General features: G+C 29.4%; 21 protein-coding genes. All 21 read right to left on the reverse strand.

Features of this window, described 5'->3' with window-relative positions; genetic code table 11:
• Positions 1-20: 20 nt before the first annotated feature.
• Positions 21-515 (reverse strand): DinB family protein, encoded by a 495-nt coding sequence (locus ACQYZ7_RS06580; RefSeq protein ID WP_430728978.1) that lies wholly within the window; start codon positions 513-515, stop codon positions 21-23.
• 20 nt (positions 516-535) lie between these two features.
• Positions 536-1018, reverse strand: a complete 483-nt coding sequence (locus ACQYZ7_RS06585) for a YdeI/OmpD-associated family protein (protein WP_430728979.1) — start codon at positions 1016-1018, stop codon at positions 536-538.
• Between the two features lie 191 nt (positions 1019-1209).
• Entirely contained in the window at positions 1210-2367 is a 1158-nt protein-coding gene (locus ACQYZ7_RS06590; RefSeq protein WP_430728980.1) for a WD40/YVTN/BNR-like repeat-containing protein, read from the reverse strand.
• Positions 2368-2541: 174 nt separating this feature from the next.
• Positions 2542-3108, reverse strand: a complete 567-nt coding sequence (locus ACQYZ7_RS06595) for a cysteine hydrolase family protein (protein ID WP_430728981.1) — start codon at positions 3106-3108, stop codon at positions 2542-2544.
• 70 nt (positions 3109-3178) lie between these two features.
• The gene (locus tag ACQYZ7_RS06600) at positions 3179-3934 is read right to left on the reverse strand and encodes a hypothetical protein (protein WP_430728982.1); all 756 of its coding nucleotides are present in this window, start codon (positions 3932-3934) and stop codon (positions 3179-3181) included.
• A gap of 140 nt (positions 3935-4074) precedes the next feature.
• Positions 4075-4461, reverse strand: a complete 387-nt coding sequence (locus ACQYZ7_RS06605; protein WP_430728983.1) for a nuclear transport factor 2 family protein — start codon at positions 4459-4461, stop codon at positions 4075-4077.
• A 44-nt stretch (positions 4462-4505) separates the two neighbouring features.
• Positions 4506-5333: an alpha/beta hydrolase gene (locus ACQYZ7_RS06610; RefSeq protein ID WP_430728984.1), complete on the reverse strand. Its 828-nt coding sequence runs from the start codon at positions 5331-5333 to the stop codon at positions 4506-4508.
• 13 nt (positions 5334-5346) lie between these two features.
• Positions 5347-5709 carry a hypothetical protein gene (locus tag ACQYZ7_RS06615; RefSeq protein ID WP_430728985.1) on the reverse strand — a complete coding sequence of 121 codons (363 nt, stop codon included), beginning with the start codon at positions 5707-5709 and terminating at the stop codon, positions 5347-5349.
• A gap of 19 nt (positions 5710-5728) precedes the next feature.
• The gene (locus tag ACQYZ7_RS06620) at positions 5729-6403 is read right to left on the reverse strand and encodes a cyclase family protein (protein ID WP_430729267.1); all 675 of its coding nucleotides are present in this window, start codon (positions 6401-6403) and stop codon (positions 5729-5731) included.
• On the reverse strand, positions 6382-6609 hold the full coding sequence (locus tag ACQYZ7_RS06625) for a hypothetical protein (protein ID WP_430728986.1): 228 nt from the start codon (positions 6607-6609) through the stop codon (positions 6382-6384). Before ACQYZ7_RS06625 ends, ACQYZ7_RS06620 begins: the two co-directional genes overlap by 22 nt.
• A gap of 137 nt (positions 6610-6746) precedes the next feature.
• The gene (locus tag ACQYZ7_RS06630) at positions 6747-7517 is read right to left on the reverse strand and encodes an MBL fold metallo-hydrolase (protein ID WP_430728987.1); all 771 of its coding nucleotides are present in this window, start codon (positions 7515-7517) and stop codon (positions 6747-6749) included.
• 60 nt (positions 7518-7577) lie between these two features.
• Positions 7578-8153 carry a Crp/Fnr family transcriptional regulator gene (locus ACQYZ7_RS06635; protein WP_430728988.1) on the reverse strand — a complete coding sequence of 192 codons (576 nt, stop codon included), beginning with the start codon at positions 8151-8153 and terminating at the stop codon, positions 7578-7580.
• Complete coding sequence (locus ACQYZ7_RS06640) at positions 8153-9112, reverse strand: hypothetical protein (protein WP_430728989.1); 960 nt, start codon at positions 9110-9112, stop codon at positions 8153-8155. The genes ACQYZ7_RS06635 and ACQYZ7_RS06640 overlap by 1 nt, the downstream gene beginning before the upstream one ends.
• Before the next feature lie 26 nt (positions 9113-9138).
• Positions 9139-9582: a nucleoside 2-deoxyribosyltransferase gene (locus tag ACQYZ7_RS06645; RefSeq protein ID WP_430728990.1), complete on the reverse strand. Its 444-nt coding sequence runs from the start codon at positions 9580-9582 to the stop codon at positions 9139-9141.
• 65 nt (positions 9583-9647) lie between these two features.
• Complete coding sequence (locus tag ACQYZ7_RS06650; protein WP_430728991.1) at positions 9648-10022, reverse strand: hypothetical protein; 375 nt, start codon at positions 10020-10022, stop codon at positions 9648-9650.
• 60 nt (positions 10023-10082) lie between these two features.
• Positions 10083-11375, reverse strand: a complete 1293-nt coding sequence (locus ACQYZ7_RS06655) for a short-chain dehydrogenase (protein ID WP_430728992.1) — start codon at positions 11373-11375, stop codon at positions 10083-10085.
• Positions 11376-11494: 119 nt separating this feature from the next.
• On the reverse strand, positions 11495-11722 hold the full coding sequence (locus ACQYZ7_RS06660) for a hypothetical protein (protein ID WP_430728993.1): 228 nt from the start codon (positions 11720-11722) through the stop codon (positions 11495-11497).
• Between the two features lie 55 nt (positions 11723-11777).
• Positions 11778-12395: a MarC family protein gene (locus tag ACQYZ7_RS06665; protein WP_430728994.1), complete on the reverse strand. Its 618-nt coding sequence runs from the start codon at positions 12393-12395 to the stop codon at positions 11778-11780.
• Positions 12396-12602: 207 nt separating this feature from the next.
• On the reverse strand, positions 12603-13109 hold the full coding sequence (locus ACQYZ7_RS06670) for a nuclear transport factor 2 family protein (RefSeq protein WP_430728995.1): 507 nt from the start codon (positions 13107-13109) through the stop codon (positions 12603-12605).
• A gap of 19 nt (positions 13110-13128) precedes the next feature.
• Complete coding sequence (locus ACQYZ7_RS06675) at positions 13129-15105, reverse strand: PspC domain-containing protein (protein ID WP_430728996.1); 1977 nt, start codon at positions 15103-15105, stop codon at positions 13129-13131.
• A complete protein-coding gene (locus ACQYZ7_RS06680) occupies positions 15098-15442 on the reverse strand; it encodes a PadR family transcriptional regulator (protein ID WP_028890785.1) in 345 nt (114 codons plus the stop codon). The genes ACQYZ7_RS06675 and ACQYZ7_RS06680 overlap by 8 nt, the downstream gene beginning before the upstream one ends.
• Between the last annotated feature and the right edge of the window lie 13 nt (positions 15443-15455).

Below are 15455 nucleotides of genomic sequence, written 5' to 3' on the forward strand. Positions count from 1 at the left end.
AACATTCACTTTTGTTTCGATCATTTCATTACGTTGTAAAAATTATAGTCCGTGTTCGTAGCATCGGTAATTCCAACATTTCTACCAATGGTTACAATTTGTCCCCTGTGATAGGTACCGTGATTGATTACTTGTATCAAATATTCATATTTAGGAAGTTCACATTGAAACCAAGGGCTTTCGATTTTTACCGACTTCATTAAGTCTTTTTCGGAAAATGAATGAATTAGATCGGACAAGCGTTTGGAACTTTCCAGCCATCCGTTCATTATTTGGCTAGTACTTAAATTCTCATTTTTCTGTCCATCATTAGCTATTGGTTTTTCTGCCAATATAGAATACCAATACACTTCGGTGTCCCAGATATGTTTTATGGTTTTGAGAATAGTCGAAAAACTTGAAGGTATTTCCTTATCAAGTAGTTCATCCGGTTTTGTTGAAAGCCATTTGGTGAATTTTTGAGCAACCCAAAAATTATAATCGACATAGTTTGTCGCTAACTTTGTTAATGCCATTTTTCTTTTTTTTTAGTTGTTTATGGTTTGTCTCGTCCAATAAACCTTGTATTTCCATTAAGGAATTCTATAGCTCTTTTCACGTTTTTATCGATGCTTTCTTCTGTTTTAAGAAATGATAAATATTTCAAGATTTCCTTTTGTAAGGACGGGGTTAAATTATCAAATATTTTTCTTGCGTTCTCATTTTCATTCAATGCCTTTCTGAATTTAGGATGAAAAGGAGTTTTTCTCTCGTTTGAGTCAAAATCGATTTCAATTCTTGTCATTTGCCCAACCTCCTTTTCGGCAGACTTTCTCATAAGTGTGTTTAAATACAGTCGCCAATGTCCGCTGTATTTTATTAAAGTCTGTTCAAATTCATTTCCCTCAATTTTCATGCGGACAGGGATTTTTCCTTTGTTTTTTCCTGCCTTTTCAAAAAGGTAGTTTAAAATATCACTCGGGACAAAAACAAATGGGTTGATTCCTATAATTTCAATTTTTGCTTTAAATGTTTTCATTCAAGCGATAATTTTTAGCTTGTTGCAAAGACATAAATATCTTGTTTATGTGTATTGTTCGGATATTCAAGTTGTTAACAGTTTCTTCAAATATAAAAAATAAAAAACAAAAAATATTCCACTAGTAATGGATGGGACGGACACCTCAAGCCTAATTGGGGTGATGTTTCTTACCTAAGGGTAGTAGTTTTTTAGTCTATACTTGTTCGATACAAGTTATTTCTGTCTAGAATATAAATATGATTATTAAGTACTTGAATACCATATGAGTTTGCTTCAAAAAGCACTGAATCATCTTTTTTTGTTAGAAAAGGCTTAATACTTGTTTCTTTATTATCAATTTTAAAAACAAATGATTTAGCTTCACTATAAGCTTGAAAAGAGGTTGTTATGAAAGCAGAATTTTTATGAATAGCCATATCAGATATTTCTCCATAAGGCATGTGTATTTTTCTCCAAGTTTTACCAGAATCATTTGTATACATTAATATATCGTTTAAACCGCCAATAAAACCAGTTTCGGAGTTAAAAAATGCAATAGATGATAATACAGTATTTTCTTCAGAATAGAGAAGTTGCCAGTTAATTCCTCCGTCAATACTTTTATAACATTTTCCAGATAACGTAGTTATTATTAGTTCATCAGCAGAAAGTATTGCTATATCTGATATACCTTTCTCATTTTTTGGAAGGTTGTTGTTAATGATTTTCCAGTTTTTACCTCCATCTATTGTTTTTAATATAACGGAATGGTGCTCATGTTCTCCGACAATAAAGCCTATTTTCTCTGTTAAAAAACGAATTTTATAGTATTTGAATTTTTGAAATCTATTTTGATTTTCTTTAAAAAAGTATTTAGTATCAAATACACTCCAATTTTTCCCAAAATCTTCACTTTTATAAATATAGTTATTAGCCCCAACTATAAAAATATTATTTCCAGAAAAGTCTACAGATTGAAAAGAGTTAGCAAACCTGGAAAAATTAACTTCTCTCCAGTTTTTTCCGCCATTTAGGGTGATTCTAGCGCTTAATCGGGTTCCACCAACTATAACACCAAGGTTGTTATCTTTAAACTTAAGACCTTGATAAAAATGAAATCCAGTTTCATCTAAATGATGTACTATTGAAACTTCTTGATTAGAAGTTGTATTGGTGAACTTATGTTGATTTTGGGTAATATTATTAGACGTGTTGTATTCTATTCTTGGAGCCTTATTTATTGGTATAAAGTTTTTACTAACCTTGTATGGTTTTGGGGTAAGGTCGTTTTCGTTTGATTTATTATTGATGCAAGAATAGAAAAGAGTAATTGTAAATAGTAAGGTGATAAATTGATTTATTTTCATGATTCTAAGTAACTTTTTCACCTGTTTGTACTTGTATACAATACTTTGTTGTAGGGAAATGTTTGTTAAGGAGAAGAGGAGAGGTAACATTTAAACTGTTACTAAAATAAAACCTCACAAACGCGGGGTTTTATTTTAGAATTGTAAGTGAGGTTTATTATAAACATTAAAAATTTAAATTTTGTGGATTAATTTTTCGTAATCTATTACTGTAGCAAATTCTTCATTTAAATTAGCGAGAGAGGTTAAATGAATTATTTCAGCATCGTATTTTTCTCCGTTAATACCAACTCTGTCAAAAGAAGCTGTGGCGTCAGAAATTAGATAGGTTTCAAAACCAAAATTACCAGCCATTCTGGTAGTTGTTGATACACAATGATTGGTTGTAATTCCAACAATAACTATAGTTGTAATAGATTGTTGGTCTAATTGTTCTTTTAAATCGGTTCCAATAAAAGCACTATTTACTTCTTTGGTTATTATAGATTCATTTTCTAGCGGGATTACATTTTCGTTAAAATTAAAACCATCATCTTGTTTATTAAGTTTTGAATTTGGGTTTGTAGAACTATGTCTAATATGAAAAATAGGTAAGCTTAGTTCTCTCCATTTGTTTAATATTTTACCGCAAATAATTTCAGCATCTTTATTATTTCTGTTGCCTCCCCAATATTCTTCGTTTAAGAAAGCTTTTTGGACATCTACAAGAATTAAAGCTGGATTTTTTTCTCTTAATTTCATGCTCAAGTTTTATTTAATACTGTATAAAGGTTTTAAATATGAATAATACTTAGGATAACTAGTTCTTAACTTATTTTCCAAATAGTTTTTTCCAGAAACTCTTTTTCTCTAGAGGTTTCGTTTTTGAAGTTTCTTCATTTACACTATCACTTTTTTTAATAGCTGCAATTTGTTCCATAGCAGCTTGTTGATATAGTAGTGCACCTTCAGGATCACAGTTAAACAAGTTAGAATAGCATGACGAATTATTTAAGTCCATCGGATTAGGCTCTATAACTTCTGTAGCTTCTAGTAAACCTAATTTGTTGTCTTTTGAAAAGTTTAAAGCTTTAAGGAAAACATTAATTCTATCGTGTGAAAACAAGTCGTTTAATTCTTTTTTAATTTCAGAATCGTTTTCATAATCATTTAATAATTCAGTAACCTTATTTTGAGGAATGTAAACACCAGAGCAATAATTCTCAATAATTTGATTGTTTACACTTTTGGTTAATTTTTCGTTTGGTACTATTTCTAGCCATTTTTTATAGTACTTTTTTAGCAAAGGATTTTCTGAAAGAGAAAGAGCCGAACCTCTTGTATAGAAAAATTTTTGAAAGAAACCTTGTGTAACAGCTATGTTAAATCCATGGCTTTTATCAAAAATATCACCTTCTTTAATGTTTAAGCCATTTTCAATGACTTCTTTATAATGGTCTTTGTAAAAATTTTCAAAGGTATTTTCTGAGATTACTTTTTCAATTAAACTTTGATCATCTAATACATCAAAATACCAATCGTTTATTTGCTTTTCTGATATAGGGTGATAACTTATATCCCAACCCATAGTATTGTTTTTTAGTTATTGTTATTGTTAATGCTTTTGTAAGTAAAAAGTAGTGAGGCTTTCCTATATAACTTTTTCTATTAAATTGAAAAGCTAAATTTACAAAGATTAGGTTCTTTATAAGTGTTAAAAAACTGTTTTTATTGTAGATCAACTTCAATGATATACGATGTTATTAATTTTATTTTAGCACCTTTTGCTCCTTTGAAAAAATAAAAGTTTGAAAAAGCATGTTTTTTTCCGTTTTGCATTTTAATAGTTCCATTTACAGCGCCTTCTTTTCCGTGAGATAAGATTTGTTTAAGTGTTAATTCGGTTACCTCTTTCTCTTTTATTTTTTTAAGCTCCTCAATAAACTCCTTCTTTCCTTCAATTTTTCTATCGCCAACTATACTCCAAACTATGTCATCTGTAACATTTTCGGTAAGAAACTCCATGTTTCCGTTTGCAAAGGCGATATTAAACTCTTTTAAAAGTGTCATTTTTGGGGAGTTTCCACAGTTGGGACTTGAAATAATTTTTACCATTTTATTTAATTTTAATTTGTAGTAAAAAGAATGAGTAGTATATATTATTTTTCTACTTTAAATATTTTTTCAAAAGCATTGTAGACGGCTTCATGTAAAGCATCTCCATGAGTTTTATCTTCTAAAAAGTCGAAATAAAGCTTCGTGTTTTTAGTTTTTTTACTCAGTAGTTTATCGTGTAGTTCTTTGGCAGTTCTTTCCATAGTTGGCCCTTCTTTACCAACTGCAATGTAAATGTTCTTCTTAGTGCCATACTTTATTGGTGTAAACTTTAAAAGTTTTTCACCATCCCACCAAAGACTTGGGCTTACAATTATGTAATTGTTAAAAAGAGTAGGAGTTTTGAATAAAACTTCTGTAGCTAAAAGACCTCCGAGTGATTGCCCAATTAATGTTTTGTTATTTGTAGTTCTGTAGTTAGTATCGATAAAAGGAAGGAGTTCTTTTTTAAGAAATTGAATAAACTTTTCAGATTTCCCTGAAGTAGGAAATTCTTTTTGATCAATTTCTATGGAAGACGGATATGTAAAGTCTCTTTTTCTATCTACATTTCCAATCCCTACTACGATAGCTTCAGGAAGCATATTTATCCAAGAAAATGAACCAAATTGTACAATTCCGGAAATGTGAATAAAATCTTCATCTTTAGAGCCATCTAATAAATAAATAACGGGGTATTTTTTTGATTTATCGGTATCGTAGCTTGCAGGAAAATAAATATTTAACGTTCTGTCTTCTTTTAAAATGGCTGATTTAATTTGAATAGATTTACCGATAGAAAAATCATTCTCACTAATTTTTTTAGGAATGCTTTGAGCAAATGTTGAAAAAGCAATTAATAGAATAACGAACACAGGAATTTTCTGTTTCATAGTTTACATGTATTTACCAAATTTCAATTACTTCTTGAAATTCACTATCTCCACTAACATTTATAGTTAATTTTGAAGGGATAAAACTGTTTCCTTTATATTCAGGTTCAGTTGAGTAACTTAATTTTTTTCCGTTGATAAGTAATTCTTCAATAGTTTTATCAAACTTGTTTTTTAATGCTTGAGCAAATTTAGGTACATATAAGGAGTTCATTGGGCTTTCCATACCTCCAAACTCTAAAGGCATTAAATAAATCTTTGATAACTCTCCTTTGTTGAATAAATCAGCAGCTTTTTGGTTACTATCAATTTTACTATAGTCAAGTTTGTTTTGTTTTTTTAAGTCTTTTTCTTTTTTCTTAAACCAATTGAACATGTTTTTATTTTTTTAATTATTACTTACTTTTTAATTTAGCAAAAGCTCTTACTGGAAAGGTGCCTACACCTTTAAATTTTGGAGGAATAGCGCTAAAAACAAACCCCTCTTTTGGTAAAAGAGATAAATTGCAAAGGTGTTCTACGATTAAAATTTCTGCTCCCAGAAGTGTACTGTGTACAGGTCTGCTTTTCCCTTTTGTATTATCTATGTTAAGAGAATCTATTCCAACTAATTTTACAGCACAGTCTTTTAAATATCTAGCTGCAGATTCAGTTAAATAGGGGTTGTCTTCAAAGTATTGTTCTGTGTTCCAATGTTCGTCCCATCCGGTATGAATTAAAACAGCACGATTTCTAATCTCATAATTTTTTAAGTGTTCTTCAGTTATTTCTTTTGTTTCTGAATATGGTACTTTAATTACAATAGAGTCAAGATTGGAAAAAGATTCTAGTCCAATTTCTGAAAGGTCTTTACCGTTTTTAAACCTATGAAAAGGGGAATCAACATAGGTACCTGTATTTGAAACCATTTCAATTTTACCAATTTGAAACTCAGTTCCTTTTTCATAAAGTTGTTTTGACTCTTCTCTACTCAAATAGTCACATATAACTGGAGCAGGTAACCCTTTGTAAGTTACAAGACCGTCTTCAATAGTATGGCTTAAATCAATTAAAAAGTCTGCTTTATTAATTTTGTTAACAGGTTTTCTATTATAATTTCTTTATTAAGAATTTTGGTTTTTCCAACCATTAAAAGTTGTAAGTCTTCTACTATATAATCGGCAAGTTCTTTATCAGCAATATCGTTTCCTGATATATCGAGGCGAAAATCTTCTCCTTTAATACTACCTCCGTTAGTGAAATATATTTCAAAATCAAATTTTACTCTTTTTTGCATAGTTTTTAATTGGACACAAATATTAGTACATCCAAACCTACTATTTTTTTTACCAAGTTCAAAGCTCTATAATTAATATGGGAGAAATTCAAAACTAAAGAAAGAGAAAACCATAGGTAAATAAGTATTTTTAGTTTTTAATAGATAAAAACAGTTTCACCATCTTCAGGAATGGAAGTCTTATCAAGCAAATTATGTTGTTTTAGTATAGTTTTAAGCTTTTTTCGGGTTAATGGGCAATGGTTTATAGCTTCCATATGATTAGCAATGACTAAGCCTGAAGAATTTTTTACAAATTGAAGAATATCTTCTACGCTCATAATGAGTTGTTTGAAAACATCAAACTGAGCAGTCCCACAGGCTAAAACATTAACATTTGGTTTATAATTAGTCAATACATTATGCACAGCGTCAGTATAAATAGTATCGGAACTGAGGTAAATAGTTTTTTGATTAGGAAACTTTATATAGAAACCCAATACATTTCCCATAAGTTTGGCTACAAATCCGTAACCATGTTTTGCAGGAATACCTTCTATTTCTCCTCCTAAAAAGGGTTGTTTTTCCCAGTATTTTAAACTTTGAACAACATTTAGCCCTCTCTTTTTAAAAGCCTTCTCATCCTTTACACTACAGGTAACAGGAATGTTATTTTTGATTAAAAACTCTACACCAGCATTATCTATATGATCTGGATGTTGATGAGTTATTAAGCAATGAGTTACTTTTTTTAGTAGTGCGTGTGTTTTTTTGGGAAGTGGAACAGTTGGGTTTTTTCTAGCTTTATGTCTAAAGAGAGTAAATGGAGGCATAATTCCTTGGTTACCGAGCATTGGATCGACAAGAATAACCTCTTTTTCAGTTTCAATAATTATAGTAGCATTTCTTATTTGGTGTATATGTAACATGGTATAACTTTTTAGTTATACAAATGTCTTTTATAAACTATTTGTTTTCATTGATTCAAATCAAGAAATACGCTTTTTAATTCTACTTAGCGTTTCTGGGGTAACGTTTAAATAAGATGCTAAATGATATTGAGGTATTTTTTGTATCCATTCGGGTTTGTATATAAATAGCTCGTTATATAAAACATCTGGAGATTTGGTTATACGGTTAAACTCAAACAATTCTTTCTGTTTTAGAAGTTTTTGAAATGAGCATTCAACGAAAGCTTTTCCGCACTGGTATTTTTCTAATAAATCAAAAAAAGGTTGTCTTTCAATACTCAAAATTTCAACAGAGGTTAAACATTCTTGATTTTTTTTTGTTGTAGCGTTTTGATCAAAGACTAGTAGGTCTGAAATAAATTGAGGTTTTGTATAAAAATTAATATTTATCTCTTTTTCTGTATTGGCATAATATTCTCGTACGATTCCTTTATTTAAAAAACGTAGTTTTTTTTCCTTACTATCAGCTTTAAGTAAAATACTTCCCTTAGCATGCTTCTCTACTTTAAATAAAGAAAACAATTCGTCTAATCCGTGTTGATTTAAAGGGAATTCTGTTTTGAAAAATTTAGAAATTTCTGAAAATTGTTTCATTAATCTTGTTTTTCAATTCCAAACACCAATGGCTTAGAATCTTTATCTAACAAAAATAAAGAAAGGTTTATAAATGAAAATGCGATACTAATAACTGAGAAAAAAGTTAAAGACATATTTATATAGTTTAAATTATCAACTTTAGAAGTTATTATAATTAGGGCGGCAAAGCTTATAATATAAACTATTAAACATAAAATATAGTTGAAGAAAGAAAAAGTAGTGTTATTTAACCTCATGTAAACCAGTTTTAAATACCATATAATGATTAAAAGACTAGGAATACCAAAAATAATTGATTGCCAAAACATATTTCGATTAAGAAAATTGTTATTATCAGCTATAACTAAAATAATACCAAATAGTATAGAGAAAATAAAAGCAGTAATAAATAGAAGCCCTAATTGTTTAATAAATTGATTAATAGTTAAACTTCCTTTTTTATAACCATCCTTTATATAAGGTTTAGCTCCAGAGAGAACTGAAAGGAAGAGTATTGAACTTATTCCTAAAAGAACATAAAAAAGGATGTTAAATACATGAAAAACCTTTACTTGATTATCAACTTCTATTCCTATTAAGTCAGAAAATACCCCTAGGCTAGTGGTTGGTTTTAAAAAGACAACATCAAAAAAAAGAAAAATAAGTATTCCAACTAAAGCACCTATCCATAACTTAGACTTTAAGTCTTTTACTCTTTTAATAGCTAAAGTTAAAACACTGTAGAATAAAATAAAGCCTATAGGTAAATTAGGGATAGTAAATGGTTTTATAACTTTATGTGTAGCTAATAGCTGAGCGCCTTTTGAACTTATAATCGACGTAACACTATTAATTATAGTAAAATCAAGAATAAAAATAAAAGCTAAAAAGAATAGAACTATTATCCCAAATAAAAATTCTTCTTTATTAATAGTTTCTCTTGGGTCAAAGAGTAGTTTTATTATTTTGTAATTCATAGCTATTGCATTGGAGTGTCACTTTATTAATTTTTGTTTAAATTAATAAGGTAATCTATTGTTTCTTGTTTTGAAGTGAAGATTTTATCAAAAGAACCTTCTATCATAGCATTTAATTTAGAATCGATAAAGGAAGCTCTCATATCAGTATGAAGGCCGATTATATGTTTTTTATTACTGTATGCAATACCAAGCTCAAAGCAAGCACCTTCATCAGGAACTCGACCATCTAGAACAAATAAAAAAATATCACAATTTAATATTTGTTTTATATCTAGATTAAATATAGCATTATTTCTCTCGGTTTGAGTCATACCATCGAAAGGAGGCTTGTCTAATTCAGCACCGTCTCGTTGAGGTAAAAAAACTGTAAAACCAATATTTTCTATTTTAGATGTAAGGTTTTGATTAAAAGCTCTTTCAGCTTCATTAAAAAGAGGTCCAGCAAAATATACTTTATTTTTTAGCATAAATTAATAGTTAGTTTTTGTAAGGATAGGTTAAATATGTATTGAGGCATTTCGTTTTGTTATACCTAATTTATTCTCTCAGTTAATTCTAAGTAATTATCTTTTCCGAATGATATATAATACAAAGGGTATAGAATGATAATTCCTGCAAGAATCAAAAAAATAAGACTTTTAGAAAACATAAATAAAGCAACAAATACCATCATAATAGCTTTTATAATTCCCTCATATTTAAAACTGTTAAGAGTTAAAGTTACGGTTTTATCATCAGTAACATTTATGTTGATTTTTTGACTACCACACCAAGATGCTTTGGCGTAAATTTCGTACTCGCCATTATCTAACTCATATTCTTTATCTTCTCTTTTTATTAAACCTAATTCTTTTTCGTTAACATAGATTTTAGCACCAACTGTGCTTTCAATTTTAATTTTTCCCATTTTAATTTTTAAGTGTTTTAATATATTATGTGTTTCTTTTTTATAAAACTATAGTCAATATTATTTAGCTAGTTCTTTTGTTTTGTTCCAGAGACTTTTCCCTTTGTTTTTTAAGTCCTCTGTACTAGCATACTTTTTTAAGTTATCAATAAAATTTTTCAGATTGTCAATGGTTTTAAATATTTCATCTGTATGGGGCACGTTTTGTTTTTTCATGACTTTTTCCCAATCTACTTTAGATAAAATTGCATACATGTATTTTGTGGCGATTTTACTTAAAAAGAATTTATCATAAAAACCATTTAATACTTTACCTGACTCCCTGTTTTTAACATATTCAATAGATTCATCTATTCTTTTTTTATCTTCTGAAGAAAGAAGGTCACTTGTTTTAAGTTTGGTTAAAGAAGCAATAGCCTTTTCGTTTTCTTCGTTTTTTAAATATAAATAGGTTTCTATTGACCAAGTAATTTCATTATTTAATCCAATTTTATTAGCATCTTTTAAAAATGCTTCAAAATCTTCAAGTGCACGTTTTTCATCAATTTCTCTTTCCATCATTAGTCGATCAAAACCTCTAAATAAATGATTTAAAGAATGAAGTCCTAAATGAGTACTCTCATTATCAAGATTTCCCCATTGAAAGAAAGCCCTGGTATAAGGTAAATCCACATTTTTATTGTTATTTAACCAATTAATGTTTCTCGAAATTTCATCTTCTGATAAGTAATAGAGTCCCTTTTCAAAAAAAAGGAAACCTCTGAAGTATTGTAGTAAAGTCTTAATTTCAGAGTCAGGAAGTAATTCTGGGTTTGTTTTTGTGCATTCGTAAAGTGATACTTCCTTACCCAAGTCTTTACTTAATATTACAACTGCACTTAAAATAGCATGCTCTATATTTTGAACATATTCTTTTTCCTTTCCATTATAGTATTCTCTTTTTTTACTTATAGAATCTCCATAAATTACATTAAAAGCATCTACTAATGTTGGAAAAATATCTTCATCAGTTTTCATAATGAAGTCTTCCATTCTTTTATAGTCTCGGTATATTAAAATGTAGTCTAATAATGATAAGTTTTCTGGGTTTTCAATATCATATTTTACAACTTTATTAAAAATTCTATCAAGATCTTTTTTAAAAGACTGAAATTCTGTTGAGATAGTGTCTTTTTCAGCAGAAGATCTGATTAAAATTTTACCAAATTTATACGTTGCTATTTTATAAGAGTCTAAATTTTCTTTTAATTCTATTTTGTCTTTTTCAAGTAGCTCTTCGTCTGTTTTTTCTTTGTCGAAACAACTAATTGTTAAAAGGAATAGTAATAATAGAGGTATATATTTTAAGTTCATTTTATAAGGTGTTTAATAAGAAATAAAGAAGAATATTAAAGCTAGAGTATGCTTTTAACCATTCTTTTCTTTTTGTAATTTTACTTTAAGTTATGGGGGTAAATAGTTTAATTCCTTTGTTAAGTAGGGAGAAGAATGTTTTTTGGGGTTATCGTTAATTGTTGCAATATGTTTGTAGCCAACCTTTTCATAAAAGGTTTAGTTTGCCAATTAGTAAAAGTAAAAACCTTGATTTCTTCTTCTATTGGTTCAAGGTCAGGGATTTTTGAATGATTAAAATCAATAATTCCTTGACTTATAATTTTTGGGGCTTGTTCATTTGGAGTTGTAGTAACTTCTATAGTCATTTTTTATTCTTTTTCAATTTTCAAATATAATAAAAACAGAAAAGGATAATAAAGTTTAACCCGCTGTAAAAAAGAAGGCTTTTAGTCCACTTAAAATACTTTGTACAGCATAAGAAGCCAAGATAAGTCCCATTACTTTACTAATAACTGTAATACCATATTCCCCAACTCGTTTTTGTATACGACTAGCTACTAAAAGAATTACCATGGTGAGCGCTACTACAAAAAGAACAAGTAGGGTAGTAATGGTTTGTTGTTGGATGGTATATAGATGGTTATCTGTTAATAGTACTACTGCCATAATGGCTCCTGGGGAAGCTATTGAAGGGATTGCTACAGGAAAAATAGTAACATGTTTATAATCTGAAATTAAATGTTTTTCAGATTCTGGCTTTCCTTCACCAAAAATCATAGTTAAGGCAAAAAGAAAAAGGATAACACCTCCAGAAATTTGAAATGCATCTAGGGTAACCTTCATCCCTTCTAAGATTATTTGCCCTACAACAATAAAGAATAACAGAATTAAAAAAGCAATGAAAGATGCGCGAATTGCTACTTTTTTCTTGTGGTATGTATCTAATTGTTTGGTAGCCTCTAAATATACAGGAACTGTTCCTAAAGGATCAATCACTGCGATTAAAAAAAGGATGGTTGTAATTATTTCTGCTACCATGTAGTGTGTTTTTGAGTAACGAAGTTACTTTTTTTGAATGTAGTATCAAATATAAAAATAAAAAAAGCCAAAGCTGTACAGCTTTGGCTTAACTAATAAAACCAAGTATTAGTGTCATCGGAGTTAGCTAAACCAATGAACTAATGTTTTTTATATTGTTACGATAATTAAAATAAGATGTATCTCTTATTTTTTGGTCTCAACAAATTAATGTAGGCTAATTACTTTTGTCATTAACCACTGAGCGTTTTCTTTTTTCCAAATAGCTATAAACTTACTAGGAATAGACTTAGCATTAGGTTCTCTATTATTAAAAAATTTATGATATCCAATTTCTACAGCACCATAATTATTTATAGGGTATACTTCAATACTTCCCTCTATTAAAGTACGAGTAACCTTGCCACAAATATTTTTTTTCGTGGCAGCTATAATTTCAATTTTAGACGTAGATAAGCCTCCTTTATCATGAAAAAACTCAATATTATCACTTAAAATATCAGACTGTGTTCTCATGTTACAAGTATTGTAAGCGTTAAAGAATATACTGTCCATTTTTACAATTTCGTTGTATAGCTTAACATCAACAGGCTTGTAATTAGGGATTTCTTGTACTTGTCCGTTCATTACCCAAGAAAGTAATAGAGTATATAGCAGGGTAACTATTTTCATAAAAAAGTTACCCTTAAAGAAGAAGTCAAATAAATCGTTCATAGTTTTTCAGTTTATGCGTTTACCAAATTTTAAAAGCTAAGCTTTTATCTTCTTCGTTATACTTTCTAGTAAATCCGTGTTTACCGTTATCGATTATTATTCCTTTATAGGTGCTGTTACCATTAAATCCGTCGTTACAGTCTACAGTTAAAGAATAGGTTTTAATTTTTCCGTCAGGATAAAAATCAGAATCAGAAAAGTCGATGTCAATATTTTTACGTTTTTTAAACCAGTCAGCAAGTTTTTCTAATTCTTTTTTAGTAGTTTCTTTCGTAATAATTAATTCAGCTTTTACATCATTTATAGTACTATCAAATAAAAAGCTTACTTCGTCATCATTGTCAGAATCCCAATCATCAGAATCATTATTATTGATGTCTTCATCATCACAATCCATACATTCAAAACCTTTAGAAGTCATTTTAAAATGATGGTTTGCCATATCACGATCGTATACATCTTGAATGTTGTTTACATCATATAAAAAGTTACGAGATGAACCTTCAAAATATACAGTTGTTCCTTCAGGAATGTATAAAACAGCGTCAATTTCTTCATCTTTCCACATGTTTTTGTATTCGCTAATAAAGAAAGCATCAAAAACAATAGTATTGTTAGCTGTTTTAAAGTTGTACTGAATCGCTTCAGCATTATTATTAGCATCATTACGCTTTCTTCCTTCTGAAGTTTTCTTAATTTCTATGTATGCATTACCTGTTTCACTCTTACGAACATCTATATTTATATCGTTAGAGTATTTCATCTCTTTATCATTTACATGAACAGATATTGAATTATCACGATTTCGTAAGCTATGTTGGTAATAAATATTATCATCGTTTACTACTCTTAGTTTTAACGGTTCTTCTTTATCGTATGTAATGCTGTGCTTTAAAACATGTGCACCATCATAAGCATGTGTGGTAAAATATTCTATACCAGAAAACCCGATAGCTAATAAAGAAACTAACCAAAGACCAAATAAGGTTAAAACTGCTGTAATGCTTAGTCTTTTTATATTAGGAGAAAGAATTCTTAACCCTAAAATAAATAACACTACAAAAGGAATTCCTATTAAAAAGAAAACAAATGTCATTAATAACCATTTAGGCATTGCCGAATCGTAGAAGAAAGGAGGGTAGTGAATCATATCTCCATCAAAATTCAAGATTTCTAAACTTCCTACTGAAAATAAGCCTAATAATAATGAGATGATTGTAATACCAGCAATAAATATTAATAAAACGCCCATGAATTTACCAAAGACTTTAAATATGGCTAGTAAAATTTTACCCATAGTGTCTATGAAATCTTGAAAACCAGATTTAGTTTGATTACGTAGTTTCTGATAATCAGCATTGGAAATTTTATCTGATAAATCATGGGCGCCTTCCTTTACTTTTGATGAAAGGTTTTCAAACTCATTACGAATTTTTTTTTCAATGTTATCAATATTTACAGCTTCACCTTCCATCTGTAATTTTTCTGAGGTAGTTTTAGCTTCAGGTAGTATAATCCATAAAATGATATATCCTATAATTCCAAAACCAAACCCAGCTAATGTTAAAATAAGGAAAGCTAAACGAATCCAAACAACATCAATATTAAAATAGTGCCCAAGTCCAGAACAAACTCCTCCTAAAAACTTATCGTCACCATCTCTAAACATTTTTTTGCTTGAGGTGTTTCTATTGTAGTTGTAAGAAGCATTCTCGTTATAAGCTTCTTCAGCTTCTGCGTAATCCTCTGGTTGTCCCATGATAGCAATAATCTCCTCTATATCGCTTTCATTTACTACTTGACGAGCATCGGTAATTCTTTCAGATAATAATTCGCTAATACGAGCTTCGATATCTGCTATGATTTCATTTTTTCCTTGCGGGTCATCACTTAACGAACGAGCGATGGCGTCTAAGTATCGTTTTAATTTCTGATAGGCAGTTTCATCTATGTGGAAGAAAAATCCGCCTAGGTTTATATTTATTGTCTTATTCATCTTTAGTTGATTTTGTACTTGTTACTTGGTTTACTGCGTTTACTAAATTATGCCACGTTTTATCTAATTCTTTTAAAAACATTCCGCCATTTTCAGTGAGTACGTAATATTTTCTTGGAGGTCCAGAGGTTGATTCTTCCCATCTGTAACTTAATAATCCTGCATTTTTTAAGCGGGTAAGTAACGGATATATGGTTCCTTCAACCACAATCATTTCTGCACTTTTAAGGCTTGAGAGTATTTCAGAGGTATAAGCATCTCCTTTTTGTAAAATAGATAAGATGCAGTATTCTAAAACGCCCTTACGCATTTGTGCTTTTGTGTTTTCTATCTTCATGTAATGCGGTTTA

This window comes from Tenacibaculum sp. SDUM215027 (assembly GCF_050566205.1).
In the GTDB taxonomy this organism is placed as follows: Bacteria; Bacteroidota; Bacteroidia; order Flavobacteriales; family Flavobacteriaceae; genus Polaribacter.